The 26,164-nt window shown below is 69.1% G+C and carries 18 protein-coding genes; 9 read left to right on the forward strand and 9 right to left on the reverse strand.

The features are described from left to right. Positions 1-79: 79 nt before the first annotated feature. Positions 80-904, forward strand: coding sequence for a metallophosphoesterase family protein (locus F0U63_RS41720; RefSeq protein WP_395839465.1), 825 nt, complete (start codon positions 80-82; stop codon positions 902-904). 24 nt (positions 905-928) lie between these two features. Further along, on the forward strand, positions 929-3,238 hold the full coding sequence (locus F0U63_RS41725; protein WP_395839467.1) for a YfhO family protein: 2,310 nt from the start codon (positions 929-931) through the stop codon (positions 3,236-3,238). A gap of 57 nt (positions 3,239-3,295) precedes the next feature. Here the strand turns inward: F0U63_RS41725 and F0U63_RS41730 are convergent, their stop codons facing one another. Continuing rightward, on the reverse strand, positions 3,296-5,068 hold the full coding sequence (locus F0U63_RS41730; RefSeq protein ID WP_395839469.1) for a DUF4215 domain-containing protein: 1,773 nt from the start codon (positions 5,066-5,068) through the stop codon (positions 3,296-3,298). A gap of 474 nt (positions 5,069-5,542) precedes the next feature. On the opposite strand from F0U63_RS41730, the gene F0U63_RS41735 reads away from it, so the two are divergent. Next, positions 5,543-7,240, forward strand: a complete 1,698-nt coding sequence (locus tag F0U63_RS41735) for a serine/threonine-protein kinase (RefSeq protein WP_395839471.1) — start codon at positions 5,543-5,545, stop codon at positions 7,238-7,240. 14 nt (positions 7,241-7,254) lie between these two features. Here F0U63_RS41735 and F0U63_RS41740 read toward each other — a convergent pair whose 3' ends face one another. The 3 genes from F0U63_RS41740 to F0U63_RS41750 form a co-directional block, all read right to left on the reverse strand. Then, positions 7,255-9,690 (reverse strand): hypothetical protein, encoded by a 2,436-nt coding sequence (locus F0U63_RS41740; protein ID WP_395839473.1) that lies wholly within the window; start codon positions 9,688-9,690, stop codon positions 7,255-7,257. A gap of 193 nt (positions 9,691-9,883) precedes the next feature. Then, positions 9,884-11,131, reverse strand: a complete 1,248-nt coding sequence (locus F0U63_RS41745) for a cytochrome P450 (RefSeq protein ID WP_395839475.1) — start codon at positions 11,129-11,131, stop codon at positions 9,884-9,886. A gap of 57 nt (positions 11,132-11,188) precedes the next feature. Further along, positions 11,189-11,383 carry a ferredoxin gene (locus F0U63_RS41750; RefSeq protein WP_395839477.1) on the reverse strand — a complete coding sequence of 65 codons (195 nt, stop codon included), beginning with the start codon at positions 11,381-11,383 and terminating at the stop codon, positions 11,189-11,191. A gap of 178 nt (positions 11,384-11,561) precedes the next feature. On the opposite strand from F0U63_RS41750, the gene F0U63_RS41755 reads away from it, so the two are divergent. From F0U63_RS41755 to F0U63_RS41765, 3 genes are all read left to right on the forward strand, one after another. Further along, complete coding sequence (locus F0U63_RS41755) at positions 11,562-12,056, forward strand: PilZ domain-containing protein (RefSeq protein ID WP_395839479.1); 495 nt, start codon at positions 11,562-11,564, stop codon at positions 12,054-12,056. A 103-nt stretch (positions 12,057-12,159) separates the two neighbouring features. After that, positions 12,160-13,911, forward strand: a complete 1,752-nt coding sequence (locus tag F0U63_RS41760; protein WP_395839481.1) for a hypothetical protein — start codon at positions 12,160-12,162, stop codon at positions 13,909-13,911. A gap of 31 nt (positions 13,912-13,942) precedes the next feature. Continuing rightward, complete coding sequence (locus tag F0U63_RS41765; RefSeq protein ID WP_395839483.1) at positions 13,943-15,259, forward strand: tetratricopeptide repeat protein; 1,317 nt, start codon at positions 13,943-13,945, stop codon at positions 15,257-15,259. 70 nt (positions 15,260-15,329) lie between these two features. Here F0U63_RS41765 and F0U63_RS41770 read toward each other — a convergent pair whose 3' ends face one another. Together F0U63_RS41770 and F0U63_RS41775 are read right to left on the reverse strand one after the other, a co-directional pair. Next, positions 15,330-16,484, reverse strand: a complete 1,155-nt coding sequence (locus F0U63_RS41770; protein ID WP_395839485.1) for an LOG family protein — start codon at positions 16,482-16,484, stop codon at positions 15,330-15,332. A gap of 56 nt (positions 16,485-16,540) precedes the next feature. Beyond that, positions 16,541-18,460, reverse strand: coding sequence for a hypothetical protein (locus F0U63_RS41775; RefSeq protein WP_395839487.1), 1,920 nt, complete (start codon positions 18,458-18,460; stop codon positions 16,541-16,543). Between the two features lie 383 nt (positions 18,461-18,843). On the opposite strand from F0U63_RS41775, the gene F0U63_RS41780 reads away from it, so the two are divergent. Continuing rightward, positions 18,844-20,064 carry a hypothetical protein gene (locus F0U63_RS41780; RefSeq protein WP_395839489.1) on the forward strand — a complete coding sequence of 407 codons (1,221 nt, stop codon included), beginning with the start codon at positions 18,844-18,846 and terminating at the stop codon, positions 20,062-20,064. Positions 20,065-20,162: 98 nt separating this feature from the next. Here F0U63_RS41780 and F0U63_RS41785 read toward each other — a convergent pair whose 3' ends face one another. From F0U63_RS41785 to F0U63_RS41795, 3 genes are all read right to left on the reverse strand, one after another. Then, a complete protein-coding gene (locus tag F0U63_RS41785) occupies positions 20,163-20,627 on the reverse strand; it encodes a hypothetical protein (protein WP_395839491.1) in 465 nt (154 codons plus the stop codon). 137 nt (positions 20,628-20,764) lie between these two features. Then, entirely contained in the window at positions 20,765-21,268 is a 504-nt protein-coding gene (locus tag F0U63_RS41790) for a YkgJ family cysteine cluster protein (protein ID WP_395839493.1), read from the reverse strand. An 88-nt stretch (positions 21,269-21,356) separates the two neighbouring features. Beyond that, positions 21,357-22,712 (reverse strand): porin, encoded by a 1,356-nt coding sequence (locus F0U63_RS41795; protein WP_395839495.1) that lies wholly within the window; start codon positions 22,710-22,712, stop codon positions 21,357-21,359. Positions 22,713-22,945: 233 nt separating this feature from the next. On the opposite strand from F0U63_RS41795, the gene F0U63_RS41800 reads away from it, so the two are divergent. Together F0U63_RS41800 and F0U63_RS41805 are read left to right on the forward strand one after the other, a co-directional pair. After that, entirely contained in the window at positions 22,946-24,385 is a 1,440-nt protein-coding gene (locus F0U63_RS41800; protein WP_395839497.1) for a glycosyl hydrolase family 18 protein, read from the forward strand. Positions 24,386-24,445: 60 nt separating this feature from the next. Beyond that, on the forward strand, positions 24,446-26,146 hold the full coding sequence (locus tag F0U63_RS41805; RefSeq protein WP_395839499.1) for a protein kinase: 1,701 nt from the start codon (positions 24,446-24,448) through the stop codon (positions 26,144-26,146). Positions 26,147-26,164 lie beyond the last annotated feature (18 nt).

A 26,164-nucleotide genomic window follows, 5' to 3' on the forward strand; every position in this document is an offset into this window, starting at 1 on the left:
GCATGGCTGGTTGCTTCCACCCCCCACGAGAAACGGACCCCGGGCCGGAGCGTCCGTTACAGTGGATGGTACGGCCCCCATGAAGCTCTACGCCCTCAGTGATCTCCATCTTCGCCATGAGCACAACCGGCGGGCGCTCGAGTCGCTCGCCCCTCATCCCGAGGACTGGCTCATCGTCGCGGGTGACGTGGGGGAGCGGCTGGAGGAGCTCGACTTCGCCTGGCGCACGCTGACGGCGCGCTTCCGCCAGGTGTTGTGGGTGCCCGGCAACCACGAGCTGTGGACGGTGTCACGCGAGCCGTCCGCCCTCCGGGGCGAGGCGCGCTACCAGCAACTGGTGGCGCTGTGCCGCGCCCACGGCGTGCTCACCCCGGAGGACCCCTACCCGCGCTGGCCAGGAGAGGGGCCTCCCCGCATCCTGGCGCCGCTCTTCCTGCTCTACGACTACTCGTTCCGGCCGGACGACGTCTCCGAGGAGGGCGCCGTGCAGTGGGCCATGGACTCCAACGTGCTGTGCACCGACGAGGCCCTGCTCCACCCGGATCCCTACCCGTCGCGCGCCGCCTGGTGCGCCGCGCGCGTGGAGCACACCCGCGCCCGCCTGGAGGCACTGCCGGGAGACTGCGCCACGGTGCTCATCAACCACTTCCCGCTGCGCTACGAGCACGTGCGCCTGCCGCGCATCCCCCGCTTCTCCCTGTGGTGCGGCACGAAGAAGACGGAGGACTGGCACACGCGCTTCCGCGCCGAGGTAGTCGTCACCGGCCACCTGCACATGCCCGCCACCCTGTGGCGCGATGGCGTGCGCTTCGAGGAGGTGTCGCTCGGCTACCCGCAGCAGTGGACGTGGCGCGGCGACATCTCGCGCTGCCTCCGGGAGATCCTCCCCGGCACCCCGCCCTGATTCGGGTGCTATACCCGGTCGGCAATGGCCGTCCTTCCGCCCCGGGCCTCCGCCCGCGTCCCCGCTTCCGGCGTGTTGCTGCTCGCCTCCCTGACCCTCTTCGGCGAGGGGCTGCTGCCAGGCCGCGCGTTCTTCTTCCGCGACGTGCTGCACTACTACTGGCCCATGCAGGCCACGCACTGGCGGCTCGGGGTGGTGCCCCAGTGGAACCCCTTCCACCAGGGCGGACTGCCCTTCCTCGCGGACATCCACTCGGGCGTGCTCTACCCGCCCAACCTCCTCTTCGCCCTCCTCTCCTTCCCCACCGCCTACGCGCTGCTGCTCGTGCTCCACCACTTCGTGGGTCAGCTCGGGCTGTACACCTTCCTCCGGGGCAAGGGCTTCGAGCGCCCCGCCGCGCTCACTGGCGCGCTCGCCTTCGGCCTGTCCGGCTACGTCGCCGGCCTGTGCAACGCCGGCCCGCTGATGCTCGGACTGGCCTGGATGCCGTGGGTGCTCGTCACGCTCCAGTCCGGGCTCGTGCCCCTGCGCAAGCTCGCGGTGCTCGCGGTGCTCATCGCCCTCCAGCTGCTCTCGGGAGATCCCCAGTCCGCGCTCTACTCGGCCCTCGCGTCCGCGGCGCACGTCGCCTGGTTCGCCGAGCGCCGGCCTCAACTGGTGGCGCTCTCGGGAGCCGGCGCGCTCGGCCTGATGCTCGCTGGCGTCCAGGTGTTCCCCACGCTCTGGCTGCTCACGGAGTCGACGCGGGGCACCGACGCCCCCACCTATCTGGGAAGCTGGAACCTGCCTCCGCCCCGGCTGCTCGAGTTCGCCTTCCCCTACCCTTTCGGGGAGTACCTGGGGCAGCCCCAGTTCTGGGCCTGGAGCATGATCCGCGGACCCAGCTCCGTGCCCTTCGCGCTGAGCGTCTACCTGGGCATCACCGTGCTCGTGCTCGCCGTGCTGGGCACGCGGCGCGAGCGCTTCTCCGGCTTCGCGCTCACCCTGTGCGCCGTGGGCGTGCTGCTCGCCCTGGGCCAGAAGTCCCCGCTGTCCTTCCTGCTCGCCGCGCCCCCGCTGAGCTTCTTCCGCTACCCGGAGAAGTACGTCGTCCTGGTGGCGCTCGGGTGCGCGGGGCTCGCCGCGTCCGGGGCGAGGGCCGTGCTCACCGGAGTCTCGCGGCGCCGGCTGGCCGGGCTCAGCGTGGGGGCCCTGCTGCTCGTGGCCCTGCTCGGGTTCACCGGGGCCCTGCCCTCCACCGCCGTGTCCTGGGCCACCGGCCTGATGGGGCTGGCCACCGGGGACGGCTCGCACCATGAGGTCATCGCCGGGCTCGCGGCCCGCGCCCTGGGCACCTCGCTGTGCTTCCTGCTCGGCATGCTCGCGCTCGCGGCGCTGGCGGCGCGCCACCCCACCCACCGCGCGCTCCCCGCGGCCCTGCTCCTGCTGGTGGCGGGGGATCTGCTCTGGACGGCGCGGGTGACGGTGTTCGTGGGCCCCACCTCGCTCTACCGCGAGCCGGAGATTGTCGGACGGCTGCGCGAGGAGGTGGGCTCGCCGCCCACGCGGCTGTTCCGCCAGGACAAGCCGCTCAAGGCCAACGCCCCGCCGAGCCGCACGCTCGAGGGACTCATCCACCTGCGCCACTACGAGCTGGCGACGCTCAAGAGCAACCTGGCCGGTGTGTTCGGCCTGGAGGAGGTGACGAGCTACGGCGCGGTGGAGCTGTGGCGCTATCGGGCCTTCATGGACGTGCTCGCCGCGCGCCCCGAGCTGGTGGGGCGGCTGTATGGGGCGTGCTTGTGGATGACCTCGTCCGCGCCCCAGTCCAACCCCAGCGAGGGCCTGGTGAGCGTCCTCCAGGGGCCGGACCGGCTCGACGTGAAGCGGCTGAGCGGGTGTCCCCCGCGCCTGCGCACGGCCTCGCGCACCACCGCGGTGCCCGACCAGAGCGAGGCCCTCCGGGCGCTGAGCACGGGAAGCGTCGACGGACTCCAGAACGTCGCCGTGGAGGGAGGGACGTCGAGGACGTACGGGCCCGCCCAGGTGGACGCGGTGGAGCTCGGTCCCCGGAGCGCGCGGGCGCGGGTGGTGGCGGGCGTGGGTGGCACCTTCCTCGTCCTCGCGACCACGAGCTACCCGGGGTGGACCGCCACGGTGGATGGGGACGAGGCGCCCGTGCTGACCGTCAATGGCGCGCTCATGGGCATCGAGGTGCCCGAGGGCCCCCACCAGGTCGACTTCGAATTCACGGACCCCGGCCTGTCCTCGGGACTCCAGGCGAGTGTCGCGGCGGCCCTGGTGCTCGCGGCCCTCCTGGTCCTCTCCCGGCGCACGAGCGAGGCGGCGGGTTAGACGAAGGCCGCCCGGGAGTCAGCGCTCCCGAGCGGCCTCGCTCACGGACTCAGTGGACTAATTGTTCTCGAACTTGCAGGTGCTGCTGCAGCCGTCGCCGCTCTTGTTGTTGCCATCGTCGCACGTCTCGCCCATGTCCCTCTGGATGACCTTGTCACCACAGCGCGGACCCCAGACGCACCCACGGGCGCACTGGTTGTAGCCACCGGCGTTGATACCGTCGTCGCACTCCTCGCCCGCGTCGACGACCTTGTTGCCACAGGTGGCGCGGCACTCGGTGCGCGTCGTGGTGAAGCCGTTGAGCGTGAGCCGGTAGTTGGAGCCCGTGGTGTGGCGCTCGGCCTGGAACACCACGACCTCGTAGATGCGGCCCTTCACCAGCTTGAGGTTGTTGGCCATGGTGGTGTCCAGGGTGATGGACTGCTCCTCGGGCCCATGCACGCCGCCGATGTCGAGCGCCAGACGGCCATTGATGAACACCCACACGTCGTCGTCACCACGGAAGGTCAGCTTCTCGCCGCCCTTGTACTCGAACCAGTAGCGTGCCTCGCTCGTGAAGTTGAAGTTGTGGCCGCCACTGCGCGCGGGCTCGTACTGGGTCCCCTTCGCCACCCACCCCAGACCGTCGAGCTCGAAGAAGGTCGTGTCGTCGAGTTCGTAGGCGCCAGAGCCGTCCGTCTTCTTGGGCAGGGGGAGCGTCTTGACCACCGTGATGTTGACGTTCGGCGTGTCCCGGTACCACTGATTGAACGCCGTCTCACCATGCGTGGTGGAACTGCCCGTCTTCTTGACGAGCACGGGCTTGCCATCGCTGCCCAACTGGCTGGTGTACAGGGCGCCCAGGATTCCCGTCTCGCCGCCGTTGGCGTTCTCGAAGTCTTCATGGCCCCTCGGCAGACCGAGGGTGGCGTTGGCCGCCAGATCCCAGCCGCGGAAGTCACGGAAGACGAAGGGGATTTCAACCTTGTCCGGGGGCGAGCTCTTGATGACATCGCACACGAAGCCATCCTCCTCATGCGAGCAATCCGCCGAGCAACCATCGTTGGAGCGGGTATTGCCGTCATCGCACTTCTCGTTCGTCCCGGGGAGGATCACGCCATCGCCACACACCGCCTGGCAGATGCCGTCGCGATTGCAATTGGGCTCGCGCACGCACAGGGGCGAGCACCCATCGCCCATGTCGTTGTTGCCATCGTCACACTGCTCGGTGCCCTCGCGAACCTTGTCGCCACAGACGGTCTTCGTGCAAGGCTTACCGACGGTGTCGCACTTGTACCCAGCCTCCAGGCGGCAGACGGTATTGCATCCATCCCCCGCCTTGGCGTTGCCGTCCTCGCACTCCTCGTCACCGGCGACGATGCCATCACCGCACTTGGCCGCCTGGCAGCGCCCGCCGCTCTGCGGGCAGTTCCAGCCAGGCTCCACCGTGCAATTGGCAGTACAGCCATCGCCGCTCGCGGTATTGCGATCGTCGCACGTCTCACCGCCCTCGACCCTGCCATCGCCGCAGGCCACCGCCCGGACACAGGGAGCGCCCGGGGTCTCGCACACGTAGCCCGACTCGATGTTCGCGCAGTTGGCGACGCAACCGTCTCCGCTCACCGTATTGCCATCGTCACAGGCCTCGTTGCCCGTCTTCTGCCCATCTCCACACCGGCCACCAGGGCCCGGGTCGACGGGGCAGGTGCCACCGTCACAGTTCGTGGGCGGCGTGCCAGAGTCCGGATCCTGGGGATCCACGTCAATCGGAGGAGTACAGGCCGCGAGAGACAACACAAGCGAGACGAGGGCAAGACCCACGAATCGCGACCGGATTGGAGTATTCACCATGGGGTAGACCGAGCATGAAGAGGGAAGTTCAACAAACCAATTGTACCTCGTCTGCTGACGGCTGGTGACCTTCCATGCACAGAGGAAGAAAACAGCCATACCGTCAGGGTTCGCCAAGCCTACCGCTCTCGCGGTGAATGTCGTTCAGACACGCAGGCGAGTCACTCCCAACTGTCTGTCGTTCATGAAGGGCGCGCCAAGGCTCACTTTCACCCCGCTATCGCCTCTCTGTTCGGGAACGCTCTCACCGCTTTTTATCAAAACATGCGAAAACCCGATGGAGTACCGCCGCGCTGCCCATCACATTTCACCCGGAGCGTGATCCACGGCGCACTGAAGGCCCTCCACCGGCTCGTGGCGGTGGGGGCGAGTCATCCGACCCCCTCGTGTCCAGGGTAGGCGGCCGTCCCTGACTGGAGAAGTGGGGCCGGGGATTCGCCTTGGCGGGCGTGCTGCAAGACAATGGGGCGGTCCATGCTCTCCTCCAACCGCTCAGGACACGTCGCGCCCCTCGGCAGCAAGCTGCTCGCCGAGCATTTCCGGACGGATGCCGCCGCCCGGGAAACCTCCGTGGCGAAGTTCAACAGCGTGGTGACCCTGGTCTTCCTGCTCTCGGGGCTGGGACTCGGGAACCTGCTCGGCTGGCCGCGGGCCATGTGCGTCGTGGTCATGTGCGCGGGCTACTCCGGCTACTACGCGCTGCTCTACCGGGTGCTCAGGCGAGGCTGGTTCCATCCGGCCATCTGCTGGTTCAACGTCTGCCTGGAGAACACCGCCGTCGGGGCGCTCTTCGTCTTCGACATCGTCTTCGCGGACGCCGAGCAGGCCCTGTCCAACCCGTCGGCGGTGCTGTGGAGCGCCATCATCGTGCTCGCAGCGTTGCGCTCCAACCTCAAGCTGGCGCTCTTCGCGGGCGGGCTGGTGGCCGCGGAGATGCTGGCGCTCTACTACTTCGTCGCCCTGCCCCGGCTGAGCGAGCCCATTCCGCTGATGTTCACGCCAGCGCTCATGGGGCAGCGCGCCGCCTACTACTTCATCACCGGGTGGATGGCGGCGCTCGTGGCCAGCCACCTCATGCGCAAGGCCGAGGAGGCCCTGCGCGCCATCCGCGCCAAGGACTTGCTGGGCAAGTACTTCCTGCACGAGCGCATCGGCGTGGGCGGCATGGCGGAGGTGTTCCGCGCCACCTACAGCCCCGAGGGCGGCTTCGAGAAGGTGGTGGCCATCAAGCGCATCCTCCCGGCCTATGCCGAGGACAAGGACTTCGTGACGCTGTTCCGGCGCGAGGCGGAGCTGGTGTCGCTGCTCAACCACCCCAACATCGTCCAGGTGCTCGACGTGGGCCGCTTCGAGGACACCTACTTCATGGCCATGGAGCACATCGAGGGGGTGTCCCTGCGCGAGTTGCTCAAGCTGTGCGGCCCCCTGCCACCCGCCGCGGTGGCCCTCATCGGGGCGGAGATGGGCCAGGCGCTCGACTACGTGCACCGGCGCACCGCGAGCGACGGCACCCCGCTCAACCTCGTGCACCGGGACGTGAATCCGCCCAACATCCTGCTGTCGCGCATCGGCGAGGTGAAGCTGGGGGACTTCGGCGTGGCCCGCGCGGCCATCCATGTGCGCCTCACCCGGGCGGATCGCGTCCGCGGCAAGCTGGGCTACCTGGCCCCGGAGCAGGCCCGCGGGGAGTCCTTCGATGGGCGCGCGGATCTCTTCGCGCTCGGCCTCACGCTGCACGAGGCCCTCACGGGCCGGCGCGTCTTCGCGGGGGAGGATGCCTCCGACACGATGCGCAGCGAGCCGCCCATCTTCCTCCTGCCGCCCTCGGGCTTCCGCCCGGACATCCCCCCCGCGTTGGACGCCGCCATCATGGGGCTGCTCGATTGGAAGGTGGCGCGGCGCACGTCCCGGGGGCTGAGATTGCGCGAGCAGCTGTGTGAGCTGACCGGGCCCTCCGCCCCCTATCCGCAAGGCCAGGAAGCGCTGGCCCGGCTGGTCCAGGAGGCGATGGCGCGCAGGCGGGAGCTGATTCCGGCGGAGCCCTCGGAACGCGGCACCGAGCGGGAGGGCACCCTCTTCGCGAGGAGCGAGGAGCCCACGGCGGTGCTGTCGGGAGATCTGTCGGGAGGGGTGCTGTCGAGCCCCACCGGCAAGCGCACCGGCGAGGGCTGACGGGAGTCCGCGGGCTACGGCTTCGTCGGAGTCGGCGTGGTGGTGGCCGGAGGCGTGGTGGCCTCCTTCTTGTTGAAGGCCGAGACGCCCTTGGACACGCCTCCCGCCGCCGCGCTCGCCGCCCCGAAGTAGTCCCCGTCCTGGAGGCCCTTGGCCGTGTTGGCACCGGCCCCCACGAGGTCCGCGCCGAGCGCCACGTTGTTCCAGCGGCCGGCCGAGGCGTTGGCCTGGTTCTGCGCGACGCTGCCCTGCGGAGCCGCGTTCGCCCGGGCCGTGCGCCGCTCTCCCATGGCCGACGCGCCCTTGGACACGCCTCCCGCCGCCGCGCCCGCCGCCCCGAAGTAGTCACCCTCCTGGAGGCTCTTGGCCGTGTTGGCACCGGCCCCCACGAGGTCCGCGCCGAGCGCCACGTTGTTGTAGCGGCCAGCCGAGGCATTGGCCTGGTTCTGCGCGACGCTGCCCTGCGGAGCCGCGTTCGCCCGGGCCGTGCGCCGCTCCCCCATGGCCGACGCGCCCTTGGACACGCCTCCCGCCGCCGAGCCCAAGGCTCCGAAATAGTCGCCCTCCTGGATGCCCTTGGCCGTGTTGGCACCCGCCTCCACGAGCCCCGCGCCAAGCGCCACGTTCTCCCAGCGCGAGGCCGCGGCACCACCCGCCGCCGTGTTACCCGCCGCCGCCGTGCCACCCGCCGCCGGCGCGGTCCGGGCCGCCGCGCCTCCCGCCGCCGCCCCACCCGCCGCCGGCGCGGTCCGGGCCGCCGCGCCTCCCGCCGCCGCCGCCCCACCACCCGCCGCCGGAGCGCTTCGGGCCGCCGCGCTTCCCGCCGTGGCCGCGCCCGAGGCGCCTCGGGCCGCCATGGCACCCGCGCCACCCGCCACACCGCCCGCCAGCGAGGCCACGACGCCGAAGGCATCCCCGCGCTGACCCGCCTCCACCGCGCCCTTCACCGAGGAGGCGACGGCGAGGGGGATGGCGATGGGCTGGAGGCCCGGCACGAAGGCCGCCGCGGTGGCGATGAGGGGCAGACCGTCATTGACCGTCTTGAGGCCCGTCTCCGCGGCGTTCTTCACGCCCTTGCCCACCTCGCCGAAGGCCCCGGCCACGTCGCCCTTGAGCAGCTTCCCGGCGCCGTTGGCGAGCCCCTGGGGAATGGACGTCACGGTGTCGAAGGCGCCCTTGGCCAGGTTGCCCACGCCATCGACCAGACCGGTGGTGAACCCGTTGATCTTCTCCCCCAGCTTGGGACTCACGAAGGAGACCAGGTTGCCGAGGTTGGACACGGTCGCCTTGGCCCCATCCACCAGGTTGCCGATGCCCTTCTTGACGCCCCCGAACGCGGAACTGAAGGCCCCGCCGATGTCGCCCTTGAACAGCTTGCCGACGCCCTCGGCGACGCCCTTGACCACGTTGCCGATGGCCTTGAAGGGCGCCGCGATCGCATTGCCGATGCCCTTGAAGAAGTTGCCGACCTTCTCGAAGAAGCCGACCTTGCGGAAGGAGTTCCAGAGCATGTCGCTCTGGGCACCCAACATGTCCTTCTGCTGGTTGTAGAGGCCATCGGCGCCCTTCTTCTGCGCCTCCAGCGCCTTGACCTGGGGACTGTCCTTTCCGTAGACCTCCTTGGCCTGCTTGATCTGCCCATCGAGCTGCTTCATGTGGGACTTCTGGAGCTCCCCCACACGATCCTTGCTCTCGCTGGTCTTCCTGGACACGTGGCGGGTCATCGTGTCCATGGACATCGAGCCGCCGTGCTCCGGCAGGTCGTACTTCTTGCGGATGTCGTCCAGCTTTCCCTTGCGCTCCTTCTCGGGAATCTGGGGATCGTTCATCACCGCGTCGATCTCGGAGGTGATCTTCGCCGGGTTCAACGGGGGCTTGAGCTCGCCCGCGACCTTCGTGCGCTCCTCCTCCATCTTCTTGAGCTTCTTGCTGTCGCCTCCGCCCGCGCGCTCCGCGGCGATGTCCGCGTCCAGCTTGGCCAGCTTCTCCTGGACCTTGGCGTTCTTCTCGCCCAGCTTCTGGTTGTGTTCAGCGGCCCCCTCCTTGATATGGGGAGGGAAGTTGTACTTCTCGCTCTGCAGCCGCTGCTGCTCCTGGGCGAGGGCCCCCTGGGCCTGGCCCATCGGAGTCGCCGCGAGCGCGGCATCCGCTCCACCCGGAGCCGAAGCACCCCGCACGCCCTGGGCGGCCGACACGGTGCCCGGAGCGGACGTGGGCGCGAAGCTCGACACGCCGGCCTGGGCCTCTCCCGCCGGCCCTTGCGGCACCGGCGCGCCCTGTCCACCGGCCGGGGGCAGGGCGCCCAGCGCCGTCTTGAGCGTCTCCATCGCCACCGCCAGCGCGGTCAACTGGGCACTGGCCGAGGACAGGGGGGCCGCCGTCGGCGACGACGAGGCGTTGGGCGTCGTGGGGTAGTTGGGCGACGGAGGCGTTCTGACGTTCATCGACATGGGGGCCTGCCTCTTCAACCGGGAGACGAATACTTCCAAGTATCTCCCGTTGCGCCTGGCGTGCCAACGACCCCCACCCCCACCTCACACGCTCACCCGAGCGCGCGAACCCCGAGCACACATGCCCCCTGATGACAACAGTCACCACCCCCTGATGACAACAGTCACCAGGAGGCGCGGGCAGGAGGCCCCGTTACTGCGCGCGCAGCGCGACCTCGAGCTTCTCCATCCGGCGGATGACCGGATGGGGAGCGAACGTGGGAGGGCTCACGAGCTGCATGTCCGGATAGCGCCGCAGGAGCGTGTCCACGGCGAGCTGCACCTCCAGCCGCGCCAGGTTCGCGCCGAGGCAGTAGTGCACACCGTGGCCGAAGGCGATGCTCGCGTTCGTGTTGCGGCGCACGTCGAAGGTGTCGGCCTTGGGGAAGACGGCCTCGTCGCGCAGCGCGCTGTTGAGCAGGATGAGCACCATCTGCCCCTTCTTGATGGTCTGCCCGCTCAGCTCCACGTCCTCGAGCGCGTAGCGCGCGACACCGAGCTTGCCGAAGTTGTCGAAGCGCAGCACCTCCTCGATGACGTTCTTGAGCAGCTCCGGCTCGGTCTTGAGCTGGGCACGCAGCTCGGGCCGGTTGAGCACGTTGTACGTCGTGAAGCCGATCAGGTGCACCGTCGTCTCGAAGCCACCCACGATGAGCGCGGCCACCAGCGACAGTAGCTCATTGGTGCTCAGCCGGTCCCCCTGCTCCTCCGTCTGGATGAGCGTGGTGAGGATGTCGTCCGGCAGGGGATTCTTGCGCCGGTCCTCGATCGTCTCGCGCACCAGGTCGATGCCCTCGCGGATGTCGGTGCGCAGGCCCTCGATCTCCTCCGCGCGCAGCATGCCGGGCAGGAAGTTCTTGATCGACGCCTCCGTGAAGCGCTGGAACAGCGTCTCGCGCCCCTTGGGAATCTTCAGCATGGAGCCGATCACCCGCGCGGGGATGCGGTCCGCGATATCGCTGACCACGTTGATGGTGCCCTTGACCGCCGCCTCGTTGATCACCTCGTCGATGAGCGCCTGGACTTCCGGCTTCAGCCGCTCGATGGCGCGCGGGGTGAGCGCCGGGCTGACGAGCTTGCGAACCCGGGCATGGTCCGTGCCGGAGAGCGCGAACAGCCCCGTGCGGTTCAGCTCCGCCAGCTCGGGAATCATCGCCGCGTTGCCCAGCGCCGAGGCGAACTCCCACAGGTCCCTGTTGGGGGTGAAGCGCTTGGCGTCGCGCAGCACGGCGATGGCGTCCTCATACCGCGACAGCAGCCAGCCGCGGCCCTGCTCCCAATAGACGAGCGGCGTCTTCGTGCGCAGCTCCTCGAGCATGGGGTAGGGATTGACGTCGTAGCCGGGGGTCTGGGGATTGAACGACACGGCCTGAGAATTCTGCTTCGTTGCCTCGAGCGACATGAACTGCCTCCTGAAACACTGGGGTACGGAAAGCGGGTTGCGGACGGGGCTCCGGGCTCAGTCCTCGAGCAGCGACAGCGCCTGCTTCGGGCACTCGCGCACCGCCTGCTCCACCTGGGCTCGCCGCTCGGGGGTCACCGTCTCCGCGAGCACGTGCAGCTGATCCTTCTCATCCAATGAGAAAGACGTCGGCGCCGCGCGCACGCACACCCCGTTGGCCTCACAGCGATCCCAATCCACCACGATCTTCATGCACGTCTCCTCGTGCTCCCCGGAAGAGGGACGGGGAGCCCCAGAACTTTTGATTGACTATCCTATCAACCCATAAATCCCGGAAAAGCGCTATCTGTTCGCCTCCCGGTGACGGGCGTTTCACGGGAAAACCGGGACCTGGAGAGGCGCGACGGAAAGAGCCGGGTACAATGGGTTCATGGACTTTTCCGCCTGGCTGGCGAACTTCCGCAACCTGCACGAGCGCGCGCGCCGCAAGCTCCTCACCAGCGAGGAGTACACGCGCTACCTGGAAGACCGGGAGCAACTGGCGCGCACGCTCCTCAAGGCGCAGGGACAGACGGCGGTGAAGGGGAGCAGCGCCCGGCGCACCTTCCGGGTCCCCAAGGGCCTGCCCGTGGACGTGTGCTTCCGCGAGGCGCCCCTGCGCAGCCGCACCCTGGACCTCTCCTCGGGGGGCTTCTCCTGCACGCTCACCCAGCCGCCGGACGCGGGAGGCCAGGGGGGATTCGTGCTGTGGCTGCCAGGAGAGAACGAGGCGCCCGTGGTGGGGCGTGCGCGGATCGTCGCCCGGGCGCCCGGCGAGAAGGATCCCCGGCGCGTCTCCTTCTCCTTCGAGGACGTGAGCGAGGAGGATCGCGAGCGGCTGGAGATGATGATCTTCGATCTGGCGCTCGGCTACATCCGCGCCTGAGCGAGCCGGTCCTCCCAGGTTTCGGGAAAAAACGCACCCCCCACGCAACACCGCGTGAGAGTTCCCGATAACTTAGAAAACGCTTCTCAAGGAGAGTACCGCGGTGCGCATCGACAACGGAAATACCCGGTCCACCCGGTCCTCCCGCTCCCCGTCGACGACCCACACCGCGCCCCCGGCGGCGCCCAGGACCGAGCCGCGGCCGGCCCAGGCCCCCGCGCAGCGCCGGGACAGCTTCGAGTCGCAGGCGCAGAACACCTCCCGCTTCAGCTCGGGGGCGCGCAACGACATGCGGCGCCTGGCCCGCTCGCCCCGGGCGACGATCGCCACCAACCGGGACGGCTCGGTGACGCGCTCGCAGTCGAACACGCGCGGGCAGACCACGCGGAGCCAGGAGCTCACCACCGCCCAGGGCCGGTTCAGCGGCTCACAGCTCAAGTTCACCACGAACTCGACGACGGGCGGCCGGCAGACCACGAACACGTACTCGGCGCGCACCGACGCGTTCGGCCGCACGCAGTCCTCCCACCAGCGCGAGTCGTCCTTCGAGCGCGGCGACGTGAAGCAGACCCGGTCGCGCACGACGACCGTCGACTCCCGCGGCAACCAGAAGGACACCCGCGCCGAGAGCCGCCAGGTGACCCAGGGCGAGCGCTCCGAGACGACGTCCCGCTCGACCACCACCGACTCGCGCGGCAACCGCGCCTGGACCCAGGGCACCTCGACGGCCACCACGTCCGGCAATACGACCACCACCCAGTCCACCACGCGCTCCGGTGGCACCGAGCGCACGGTGCGCGACAACCAGTCGTTCACGGCCGATGCGTTCTCCCTGGGCCGGACGACGGAGCGCAAGAACACCCCCTTCAACACCCAGCACAACGTCACCCGCGAGCGGCAGATCCGGCCGAGCACCGCGGACGACAGCTTCACCAAGAAGGACCGGCTGGGCACGGTGCAGCAGGGAGGGGATCTGCTGGCCCAGGCGGGCGCCAAGAAGGAGTGGAAGAGCGAGTTCAACAACGTCACCGAGCACAACACCTCGAAGGATCCCAACTCCTTCGTGGGCTCGCGCGTGGGCACCTCGGGCTCGCAGAGCTTCAGCGTCGGCACCGATGGCCTGAACGCCTCCTACAAGCGCGAGGCCAAGGCGGGCGTCTACGCCGAGACGAAGGGCGAGACGAAGGGCAAGTACGGCGAGGCGTCCTACACCGCCGGCGCCAAGGCGGAGGCCAAGGCGGGCGTGGACGGCAACGCCAAGCTCAACCTCAATGGCCTGGAGGCCACGGGGCGCGTCGGCGCGAGCGCCTCGGTCGAGGCGTCCGCCACCGGCAAGGTGGCGACGAAGAGCGTGAAGGTGGCGGGCGTGGACGTGAACGCCGCCGTCGAGGGCAAGGTGCGCGCCTCCGCCGAGCTGTCCGCCGAGGCCCAGGGCACGGTCAAGGTCACGCGCAACCCGCCCACGGCCATCGCCGAGGGCAGCGCGGGCGCCTCCGCCGTCGCCAAGGCCGAGGCGGAGATCAAGGCCTCCGCGGGTCCCTTCTCCGTGAAGGTGGACGCGTACGCCAGCGCGGGCGCCGAGGCCAAGGCCACCGGCGTCATCGGCTACGAGGACGGCAAGCTCAAGATTGGCGGCGGTCTGGGCGCGGCGGTGGGCCTCGGCGCGGGCGCCTCGGGCACCGTGGAGGTCGACGTCAAGCAGATTGGCAACATGGCCAAGAACACGGCCGTCAAGGTGGCGGATGCCAATGGCGACGGCAAGCTCGGCATGGATGACGCCAAGGCCGTCGTGGACGGCGCCAAGAACGCCGTGAACGACGCGAAGGACAAGGTCGCCGACTTCTTCGGCTTCTGATTCAGCCCCATCCCGAGGGAAGTTCCGCCCCATGACCCAGAGTGATCTCCAGCGACGTGGGTATGAGCAACTGAGGGCGGGCAACTACGAGGAGGCGAAGCAGCTGTTCCGCGAGCACGAGGAGCGCGCGGGCACCGCCGCCGGGACGAGGACCCAGTTGCGGCAGGCGGAGGCGCGCCTGGCGGCGGGAGACTTGAAGGACGCGGCCGAGCGCTACGAGCAGGTGCTCGAGCGCAATCCGTGCCTCACCGATGTCTACCTGGGCCTCGCGCGCATCAGCCTGCTCACGGGGCAGCTCGACAGCGCGCGCGTGCACGCCACCGCGGCCATGCGCCTGGGGCCGAACCTGGGCCTCGCCTGGGCCCTGCTGGGACTGGTGCACGAGGCACAAGGCGACGAGGAGATGGCGCTGGACCATCTGCGCGAGGCCGTGGCCCTGTCGCCCTCGGTCTTCCTGTGCCAGTACAACTACGGGCGGCTGCTCGCCGCGTCGGGACGTCCCGCCGAGGCGCTCGCGCCGCTCCTCCAGGCCACCGAGCTCGAGCCGCGCAACCCCGACGGCTTCTCCGCGCTGGGCATCGCCTACAAACAGGCGGGCCAGTACGCGAACGCGCTCCGGGCGCTCGAGCGGGCCACCACCCTGGCCCCGCGCTCGCTGGATGCCTGGGCCACGCTCGCCGACGTGCGCTTCGCGGCCGGGGAGTACAAGCCGGCGCGAGAGGTGCTCGATCAGGCACTCGCCGCCTGTGGCGACCATCCGGCGCTGCTGGAGAAGGCGCTCGCGGCGGCGATGATGCTCTCGGACACCCCGGGCGCCATCGCCTACGTGGAGCGCGAGCTGCGGCTCGTGCCGGACCATGCGCAGGGCTGGCTCAATCTGGCCCACCTGGCGCTCCAGGCGAGGGACTTCGAGAAGAGCGAGTCCGCGGCGCGCGAGCTGTTGCGGCGCGACCCGAAGAACTGGCAGGCGTGGTTCCACCTGGGCAACCTCTTCGACGCGGTGCCCCTCGAGCAGGACGCCGAGCAGGCCTATCGCGAGGCCATCGCGCTCGCCCCGAGCCAATGGAAGCCCCTGGCCAACCTCGCGGGGCTGCTGCTGCAGATGAACGCGCGGGACAAGAACGCCGAGGCCCTTCCGCTGCTGGAGAAGGCGCTCACGCTGGTGCCGCCGGGGGAGTGGCTCGTCCACTACAACCTGGCGCTCGCCCACACGAAGCTCGGCCACCCGGAGCGCGCGCTCGAGCTGGCGCGCCGCATCCAGCGCGAGGCCCCTCCGGGGGACCCCATGGTCGCGCAGGCCCGGAAGCTCGAGTCCAACCTCCAGGAAGCGGCGACGCGCCGGAATTGAGCCCGGCGCCCCGCCCACCAGGCGCAACGGGCCCGCGTGGCCGTGAAGCTCGTCATGACTGGGAAATGACTCAACCCCGCGGGGTGCGGGCCTCGAACTCCCGCGCGAAGTCCACGAGCGCCCGGACGATGTCCTCCCGGGAGTCGGTGAGCAGCAGGTAGCGCGCGTACTCATGCCCCTCGGCGAGCTGCGCCAGCAGGGGGTAGACGGGCCGGGTGCGGGTCCAGAACTCACGGCCCAGGAAGATCATCGGGCTGATGACTCCCACGGTGTTGTAGTGGTTCTGGCAGGCGTCCTGGAAGATCTCCTGGACGGTGCCCGCGCTGCCGGGCGAGTAGACGACGCCCCAGCGCGCGATGGTGAGCAGCCCCTCTTCCCGCACGCTGTTGGCGAAGTACTTGGCGATGCGCGTGGCGAAGGGGTTGGGGGGCTCATGGCCATAGAGCCAGGTGGGAATGCCCAGGCTGTCGGCCCGGAGGCGATCCTCGTGCCGGAGCGGCCAGGTGGCGCACACCTCGAAGGCCCGGGAGAGCCACTCGCGGTGGGTGTAGGCCGGCGCCAGGGCGAGCACCTCGAGCGCGGCGTCCAACTCCGCGTCGCTCCGTCCGGAGAACCACGCGCCCAGATGCGTGGCTTCCATGGCGCCCGGACCGCCGCCACTCACCAGGAAGAAGCCCTGGCGCGCCAGCTCGCGCGCCAGCTCCACCACCGCGCGGTAGTCGGGCTGTCCCCGGAGCATGGAGTGTCCGCCCATGATGGCCACCACCCGGCGGGGCTTGCCCTCGTGGACGAGCGCCTCCTCCAGCGCATCGGAGATGGCCTGATCATGGAGCCGCTGCGCCAGTGCCTCCAGCATCGACGGGGGGTGGGCGCCTCCCCTCGAGTTCCAGTGGGCGTAGATGCGCGCATCGGGCGTGTCCGCGTAGCTCTCCGGACGCGCCGGATCGAACCCCGCGTACAACTCCTCCGGGGTGTAGAGCTGTGGCCGGTAGGGGCAATAGGGCAGCCCCGAGAAGGGCGGGAAGATCATGGCACCCCGCGCGCCCACCGCCGCCAGGGTGTCCTTGTCGAGCAGACAGCCCAGGAAGACGGTGCCGGTCAGGTCCGCGTCCAACAGCGCGCGGCCCTGGCCCGTCAGATCCATCCCCTGGAGGATGACGTTGGCGAGGCTCTTGCCAGCCGCCAGGTGCTGCTCGAATGCCACGACGCTCTCGATCTCGACCAACGGGACCTCCAGGGGACGCATGCTCCGGCGAGCATGCCGGAGCGTCCCCTACCCCGTCACGGACCGATGGGGAGGTTGCTCAGGGTGTGGCCGCCGCTCCACTCCCGGTTGAGCGTGATCCACACCCGCTTCGAGGCGTCATCGTAGGACGCGAAGTAGTCCACGTCCGCCCTCAAGGCCACGCCATCCAACGTGAGGCGCGAGAGCGGCGCGTACATGTCGCGGATGAGGAAGATGGGGTTGTGCAGCGCGCCGCCCGCGGCGTTCAGACTCACGGAGAAGCTTCCATCCGTGTCCGCCTTGAACTCGTGGACGCCGTAGACGCCGTTGTAGCCGGGCACGGCGTACTTCTCACTGTCGGCGCGGGCCACGCCACCCGGCCCATACGCCACCACCTGGCCACGGCTCGCGGAGGGCAGCGCCTTGAGCGCGCGTTCCACTTCGGAGATCTGCGCCTGGACCGCCCCCTCACTGGGCCGTCCGAGCACCGTGAAGACGGAGTAGCTGTGGTAGGGCAGGCTCGACCACTGCTTCTCGTAGCCATACCCCCAATAGGAGGCGCGGCCCACGGCGCCGGACATCAACCCCCAGGCGACACGCTTGCTGGTGGTCGTCTGGTTGAGCTTCATCTCGTATTGGCAGAGCTGGTAGGGCCAGTTCCAGTTGGCGGGCATCACCCAGTTGTCGGCCGGATCGCCGTCGATCTGGGTCTCGGAGTCCTTGCCCCAGTTGTTGTTGAGCCAGCTCCCTCCCGTGTTGTGTTGCACCCAGGAAAGGGTTTGCACGATGCCCATCTCCGCGTCGGCGCTCCGGGAATACGCCGAGGCGTAGGGCACCACGTTGGGCGTCTTGTAATCCCACCGGCTCGCGGACGTGAAGGGCTCGTCCCGGGTGTAGAACTGATACTTGTCTCCCCACTTCACGCCATCCACCGTGGCCAGGGTGCCATCCCCATCCCAGGCGATGTCCCCGTAAGGGGTACGGGAGTCCGGCTGGGTACTCAACCCCTGTGGGAGCGCCGCGCTGCTGTCGAAGGTGATGGCGTAGACCGGATGGTCGTGTCCCGTGGCGAAGAACCACTGCACCGTGGTCTTCACGGGGACCCATCTGGGCGTCTGCGTGGTGCCATCGTTGAAGAGCAGGTTCCAGGAGAACTCGTGGAGGGCGTGATGCCGGCCCATGAGGACCTGACGGTACTGGCCCGTGACGTCCGCGGAACGGGCCACCAGGGAGTTACCGCTTCCGTAATGGCTCACCACGTAGCCCCACCCATTGTATTTCACGACTCCACTGCTGGCGCCCGTGCCGGTGGCGACACGCGCCTTCGCTCCCGAGCCGTAGCGGAACTGCCGCAGCATGCCGCCGTAGGTTCCACCGGGATCCTTGGCGTCGTTGCGGGTGAGCACCGCCGTCCGCCGCTCGCCCTTGGAATCCAACCACCGGTAGACGTCCGAGTTGTAGCCGTCCGGCAGTTCGTTCCCCCAGCTCATGGAATCCCAGGCCTGGGGCGGCTCGGTCACCACCACCGTCACCGTCGCCGTGGTGCGTCCCCCCTCGCCCAGGGCCGTCAGCCGGTAGGTCGTCGTCACGGAAGGCCACACCGAGAAATAGGTCGTCGTCACGGAAGGCAGCACCGAGAGCGAGGAGCTCTTCACGGCGCCGACGCCGAAGTCCGGTTCAATCCGCACTTCCGTCGCGTCCGCGACCTGCCACTCCAACACCGCGCGCTGCCCCCTCTCGATTTGCGACGGAGTGACGACAAAGCGCGTGATCACCGGCAGCGGCGATCCGGCATCCACCCCTGTGCCGGCATCCACCCCGGTGCCGGCATCCCCGACAACACCCGTCTCCCTGCCACTGCCCGTGTCCCCGACACCGCCCGCGGATTGCCGCACGAGGTCATCGCCGCCACCGCAACCCGGCGAAACCACCAGACACAACGTCAACCACGCCGCCAATAGGGTCCAGCGCATCATTTGTCTCCAAACGTCTCGGAAGCCAGGGGGGAAATTGACAGGGTGTGTCACGTTTCGAGGCAAGACAGCGGGGCCGCGAGCCGGAAGGCGCGCTTGTCTTCATCCATTCGAGCCGAAAACTCAAACACGAGGCGCTCGGAGCCTCTCTCGAAGAGCAAGCTGTCCAGTGGCCGCACCATGGGTGCGCGATCAGGTCCCGTGAGGATACCCCATTCAGGGGCAGCGCGAACGCCCCCCGCCCGGATTCAGTGACGCTGTTGCTTTGCGCGGCATCTTGACAACCGCGCGGAACCGCAGGCTCTCCCCGTGACTCCTGCCTTGACAGCCATTAGATTGGAGAATATCAGGTTTTTCCAGATAAACCCCAAAGCCGCGATCGACCCATGAAAACCCTCGGACCCGCCCTTGCCTTCGCCCTGCCGTTGCTCTCTTCCGCGCCGACGTGGGCGCAGACCGCGCCCGCCACCTGGACGGAGCACTGGTTCGAGCACAACCAGACGGTCTCGCGTGTCTACCAAGACAAGGACGTGGCCGTGTATTTCGACTCGGCCGTGAACCGGTCCATCACCTGGCCCAACGGCTTCGTGGGCGACGTGTGGAGGTACACCCGGAGGACCTACGGGCAGTTCGGCACGGACGCGCAGCTGTACGCCATCTTCCACACGGCCAAGTACAGCGGAGGCCATCCGTCCACGTACTTCGACACCAGCCACGACAGCCGCAACGTCATCGACGTGGGCTCCTCGTCATCCACCGCCTGGACGAGCGGGACCGGCAACGACCTGGACATCGTCACCCACGAGGTCGCGCACATCGTGGAAGGTGCCTCCAAGGGCGTCCACAACTCCCCCGCCTTCGGCCTGTGGGGAGACAGCAAGTGGGCGGAGATCTTCGTCTATGACGTCTACGTGGGGCTGGGCCGGACCAGTGATGCCAATCGCTGGTACAACCTGATGCTGAACACGACGGACGGCTTCCCCCGGAGCAACACCCACTGGTTCAGGGATTGGTTCTATCCCATCTACAAGAATTACGGCGGAGCCACGGTGCTCAACCGTTACTTCTCCCTGTTGGCCCAGTACTACCCGAAGAACGGAAACGACTACGCGCGCGGCCTGAACTGGGGCGAGTTCATCCACTTCTGGAGCGGCGCGGCGGGTGTGAATCTGAAGACCCTGGCCACCTCCGCCTTTGGCTGGCCCACCGAGTGGGAGACCCAGTTCGTCCAGGCGCAGCGCAGCTTCCCCTTCACCTACGCGTCCCCGGGGCCCAACGCCACCACCCTGTACCAGGACATCAACCACGGCGGCTACGCGGCGGCACTTCCCGTGGGCCGCTACAACCTCGCCACCTTGAAGGCCTGGGGCGTGCGCAATGACGACATCACCTCGCTCAAGGTCGCCAGCGGCTACAAGGTCACCCTCTACGCCGATGACAACTTCACCGGCGCCAGCCTCACCAAGACGGCGGATGATGCCTCGCTCGTGGATGACGGCTGGAATGACGTGGTGACGTCCATCATCGTGCAAGCCGCGAGCGCGGCGAGCCCCCCGCCGTCCCTCCAGGCGGAGCCCAACCACAGCACGATCGACGCGGCGGACTGACTCGACTGGCCGCGCATCACCCGCGCCCTGAGCCCCGCCCCAGCGGGTGACCTGGCGCGCGGGCAAGTCGCTGTCGCACGGGCTGGACCCCGAGGGGATCAGCCCGCGTTGCCCTCTGGAGACGCGCCGAGGCAGAGCCGTACCCGCCGGGCGTGCTCGCTCAACCCGTTGCCGTCCAGCCGATCCGCCGCCCACGACACCGCCGCCGGCCACGAGGCCAGGATGGAGTACGGCACCACGGAGGGCTTGATGTGGTGGATGATGATTCTCGCCATCAGCGCCAGGGCCGGAGAGTTGATGAGCGCCACGACGCCCATCGCGCACTGGCGCATCGGGGTTGTCTGCTGGCGCAGGAATCTCCCCATCCGCTCGCGCTGCTCGGAGGTGAGGGAGTCGAGCTGGCGGAAGTCCACCAGGGACACGAACCGCTCTCCCCGCCGCAGATAGGACAAGGTGTGCTCGAACAGTTCCTCCTGCTGCCCGTTCGTGATCACCCTCGGGAACGTCACCCGCATCAGCGGCCAGAGCGAGTCGTCCACGAGGATGGAAGTCGGCGAGCCCATGCGGGGGAAGTGATACCCGCCAGCCATGGTCCCCGGAGGTGGCGGCTCGACGCCAGCAACGCTCCGTTCCATGGCACCAGGGGGGGGACGGTAGTGCATGACGCACCGTACCATGACGCCGAGTGGGTGTAAGAGCCTCACCCCCCGGAGAGGAGCTCGAAGCGCCGTGGGCCCCCGTGGAAGTGCTCATCCAGGAAGGCCTCGGCCCGCTCCCGCGCGGCGTTCGTGCTGGACGAGGACCCGTCCGCGCCCCCCCAGGAGGCGAAGCGCGCGCGCTCCAGCACTGACGAGAACCGGTCCGGTTCGGGCTCCAACCCCCGCTCCACCTCCGCGAGCAGGGCGTGCGCCCGCTCCACCACCGCGAGCGCTTCGTCGAGGGAGACCGTCCGGCGGGTCAGCGCGTCGAGCAACCGGCAGCCGTAGCGGCGGCAGCCTTCCGGGCGGGCCCCGTAGACGGAGCACTGGCGCGCGTGGAGGGCCGGACAGCATTGGCGAAGGGCGGGCGCGCCCCCCGCGAGCCGGACCACCTCGAGCCCATGGTGCCGGGCCGCGTCGACCTCGGCGTGCTCGAGGGGCACGTGGCTGAAGAGGTTGCCGTCGCAGCACAAGCCACAGCGACGGCACAGGTCGGACGAGGACATGGGGGCTCCAGACGTCGCGCCGCGGCGGGCATGCGCGCACACCGCATCTTGCGACGATTCCGGAGCCCCTGCACGCGCACCGCCCGGGTCAGTAGTTGACCTGGAGCTGGATGCGCGTCACGTCGCCGCGCTGCTGCTGGTAGGGCGCGCGGGACGAGGTGCGATCCGACACCAGGTACGCCGCCGTCACCTCGAGCGCCTTGAGGATCTGCCACTCCACGCCCATCTCCAGCTCGCGCACGTCGTAGCGGGGGGCGTTCGTCTCGAACTTCTTGCCACCCTCGTAGAGCGTGCCGCGGACGTAGGGGATGATCGACACGCCGGCCACGTTGTCCAGCTTGTACATGAGCTGCGCGTAGCCGCCGCGCAGCGGGCGGCTGTCGATGGTGTAGTCCCCGAAGCCGCCCGTGGAGGGCCCGCGGCCCACGTTGTACTCGGCCATGAAGCCAATCGGCTGCGGGTAGATGACCAGGCTCAGGTTGGCGCGGGCATCCACGAGATCATTCTCCCCGTTGGCCAGCACATACGGCGCCGACGTGCTCGGCGAGGCGGTGACATTGAAGCGGCCGTAATAGCCTCCCGCGCCCACCTCGACGTACTGCTTGCCGAAGAGGAAGGGCCAGGTCACGCGGCCCACGACGTGAAGGTTGTCATTGCGCTCGGGGCGGTTGGCGGTCTGCCCGTTGTAGACACCCAGGCCCACCACGCCGTAGTCGCCCGAGCCCTTCAGGTTGTTGTCGACCAGGTCCTTGAAGCGCTTGCGAATCTCGGTCGGCGCCCAATAGAAGAAGATGCCCAGGTCGCGCTCGTCCTTGAGGGCGCTGTTGATGGCGTCGTTGCGGTCGAAGGCCAGACGGTTCTGGCTCGACTGGAGGTTCTCGAAACCATACGGCACCTTCGACTGGCCCACGCGCAGCCGGAACTCCTTGGCCGCGTCCAGGTAGATGTCGGCGTACCAGTCGCGCAGGATGGCCACGTTGTACTGGTCCGAGATGACCGAGGCGAAATCGGGCTGCAGGTAGATGGACACCCGCTCGTGCACGTCCCCGGAGAGGACGAGCCGCGCGCGCCGGATGCCAAAGCCGTTGTTCTTGCCCAGGAACCGGTCACCCTGGTCGTTGATGAGATCCTCGTTGACGCGGAAGCTCGGCAGCCGGTTGTAGCGGAACTGCGTGTAGCCCCGGACGCGGATCTTCTCGTACCAGTGGCTCTCCTTCTTGGGAGCCTCGGCGGGCGGCGTCACGGCGGCGGGCGGCGCGCTGGGCGAGGCCGGCTCGACATTCGCGGGCGTCTCACTGGGAGAGGCCGGCTCGGAGTTCGCCGCGGGAGCCGCGGGGGTCTCGGGGCTGCCGGTCTGCTGGGCCTGGGCCAGCGGAGACAGGAACAGCGTGGCACCAGGCAGCAGCGACAGGAGGACGGATCGGGAAGAAGCAGTGAGGTGCATGGCGGGGCTCGACACGCGGGCGGGGGGACCCCGGGCTCGCGAGTGGCGCACCCCTACCCAATCCCTATGCACCCCGACAACAAAGGGCGGGGCCCGTCGCGAAAGTGTCACAGGGTCACGGCCCCGTGTCACAAGTGTCACCCAGGCGTCACGAAATCAGGCCCCCACCTCCGATTCTTTGACCCGAAATACAGGGATTCGCTCTCTTTCAGGACGTTCTCGAAGGAGCGGTCTTGCACAAACCATTCGAACTCAGAAGTCTGGCGGTCGGAGCCCTTCTCACCACCCTGTTGGCCTGCACGGGTCAGCCCGATTCCACGGAGGCCGTGGACGAGTCCCTGGGTTCGCAGGAGGCCCGAGCGCTCTCCACCCGGGTCGTCGGCTACTTCCCCACATGGCAGGGGGACGTCAACGCCATCCAGTACGACAAGCTCACCCACATCAACTACTCCTTCCTGTTGCCCACGGCGCAGGGCGGGCTGACGGGGTTGAGCAGCGGGGATGCGCGGCTGCGCTCGCTGGTGCAGGCGGCGCACGCCAAGGGCGTCAAGGTGCAGGTGGCGGTGGGCGGCTGGATGGATGGCAATGACGCGCCCTTCGAGCAGCTGGCCGCGAACGCCTCGGCGCGCACCACCTTCGTCAACAACGTGCTGGCCTTCGTGGAGCAGGCCGGACTGGATGGCGTGGACATCGACTGGGAGTGGCCGGACCCCGGCGCCTCGTCCCAGAACTTCGGCGCGCTGATGAACCAGCTGGGCACGGCGCTGCACGCGCGGGGCAAGATCCTCACCGCCGCGGTGCTCGCCACGGGCGGCGACGGCATCCCCACCTCGTCCTTCGCCGACGTGGACTTCCTGAACATCATGGCCTACGACGCGGGCTATCCCCACTCGTCGTATGACGTCGCCCTCCAGTCGATGAACTACTGGCTCGGCCGCGGTCTGCCCGCGAGCAAGGCGGTGCTGGGCGTGCCCTTCTACGGCAAGGACTCGGGGAACGGGGCCTACACCTACGCGCAGCTCGTCGCCATGGATCCCCAGGCCCCCAACAAGGACGTGGTCAACGGCATCTATTACAACGGCATCCCCACCATCAAGGCCAAGGCCCAGCTCGCGCTGCAGCGCGGCGGCGGCATCATGATCTGGGAGATCTCCCAGGACACCTCGGGCACGACGTCGCTGCTCAACGCCATCTCCCAGGTCGTCGGCGGCGGCACCACCAACCCGGCGCCGTCCGTGAACCTCACCTCCCCCGCCAACGGCACGACCTTCACGCCCGGCAGCACCATCACCGTGAGCGCCAACGCCTCGGACTCCAACGGCCGCGTCACCCAGGTGGTCTTCTACGCGGGCACCCAGAAGCTGGGCACGGTCACCTCCGCGCCCTACAGCCTCGCCTGGCTCAACGTGGCGGCGGGCAGCTACACGCTGACGGCCGTGGCCACCGACGACGGCGGCGCGACCACCACCTCGGCGCCGGTCTCCATCACCGTCACCAGCGGCACCGGCAACGGCTCCTGCGCCGGCGTGGCCGCGTGGGAAGCGGCCAAGGTCTACGTCAAGGGAGACCAGGCCACCTCGGGCGGCAAGCTGTGGCGCGCCCGGTGGTGGACCCAGAACGAGGTCCCCACCCAGAGCGACTGGGGCGTCTGGGAGCTGATCAGCAACTGCTGAGCGGCGCATGAGTCACCCGGAAAGAGGGACTTCCGGGTGATATGGTCCGCGCGGAATCCCATGAGCCCCTCCGCCTCGGACGACATCCGCATTGGCAGCATCCTTCGCGACACCTACGAAATCCTGTCCCTGCTGGGCACCGGAGGCATGGGCAAGGTCTTCCTCGCCCGGCACCTGCGGCTGCCCGGCAAACAGGTGGCGGTGAAGGTCCTCCTCAGTGACGAGGAGGTGACGGCCGATCAGTACGCGCGCTTCCGCCGCGAAGCGGAGATCACCTCGCGGCTCGGGCACCCCAACATCGTCGGGGTGCTCGACTTCCATGGGCCCGAGGGCGAGGGCAGTGCCCCCTTCCTGGTGCTGGAGTACCTGAGCGGGGAGACGCTGTCCCGGCGGCTCAAGAAGGGCCCCCTGCCGCTGCCCGAGGCCCTGTTCGTCGCGCGGCAGATCGGCTCGGCGCTCCACGCGGCCCACCAGGCGGGCGTCATCCACCGGGACCTGAAGCCCGGCAACGTGTTCCTCGTGCCCACCGAGTCCTGGGACGTCGCCGCCTACCAGGTGAAGCTGCTCGACTTCGGCATCTCCAAGCTCGTCTCGGCCCAGACGGTGCGCACGCAGGACGACGTGCTGATGGGCACCCCCCGGTACATGTCCCCCGAGCAGGCCAGGGGACAGAACACCAAGGTGGACGCGCGCTCGGACCTCTTCGCGCTCGGCGTCATCGTCTACGAGATGCTCTCCGGCAAGTCGCCCTTCGCCGACGAGTCCGTGGTGGGCATCCTCTACCGCATCGTGAACGAGCCGGTGGACCCGCTCGCCGCCATCTGTCCGCACCTGCCCGCGTCCGTCTGCGCCGCGGTGGACAAGGCCCTGTCGAAGCAGCCCGGCGACCGCCAGCCGAGCATCGCGGCCTTCATCGAGGAGCTGACCGGCGCGGCCCCCAGCCTCTCCCCGGCGCGGCCCGAGCCCCAGGACTCCGTTGCGGCGCCCGTGAGCACGGGGGCGGACCGGGGCGGACCGTCCGCGGCCTCCGTCGCCGCCGCGCCCGCGACCGTGCCCGGACGCAAGGCGCTCTCCGCCCAGGAGGCGGTCGCGACCGTCCGCCCCGGGGCGGTGCAGGCGGCGGCGCCCTCGGAGATGGAGACGCCCCCCTCGATGATGGAGGCCCCACCCCCTTCGATGGTGGGGCCCACGCCCTCGCTCCCAGGGAGCGCGGCGCCGCCGAAGTCCTCACGGACCGCCCTCATCGGTGCCGTCCTCGCGTTGCTCGTGGGAGCCGGGGGCGTCGTGGCGTTCCTGTCGCGTGGAACGCCTCCCGCCGCCCCTCCCGTGACGCAGTCCCCTCCGCAAGCCGCCACCACCACCGCCCCCCCGCCTCCCGCGCCTCCGCCCGCCCAGGAGACACCTCCCATCCAGGAGACGCCTCCCCCCGAGGCCTCGGAGCCCGCCCCCTCGGCCACCACCCCCCAGCCCACCGCGCGTCCCACGGCTCGGGCCGAGGCCCCCGAGGTCCTTCCCGCCGGTGTGCGCGAGACGCTGGAGCAGGCGGAGCAGGCGCTGAAGGCGAACCAGCCTTCCGAGGCCATCCGGCTCGCCCGCCTCAGCCAGCGCACGCAAATCACCGGGGCGTCCTTCTCGCTGCTCACGCGCGCCCATTGCCAGCAAGGCGACCTGACCAACGCCCGCGCCCAATGGAACCGGGTGCCCACCGCACAGAAGGCCCTCGTCCGCAAATACTGCAAACAACACGACATCGAGCTCTGACCTCCCATGTGCTCCGAA

This window comes from Cystobacter fuscus, from assembly GCF_044360685.1.
GTDB classification, from domain to species: Bacteria; Myxococcota; Myxococcia; order Myxococcales; family Myxococcaceae; genus Cystobacter; species Cystobacter fuscus_C.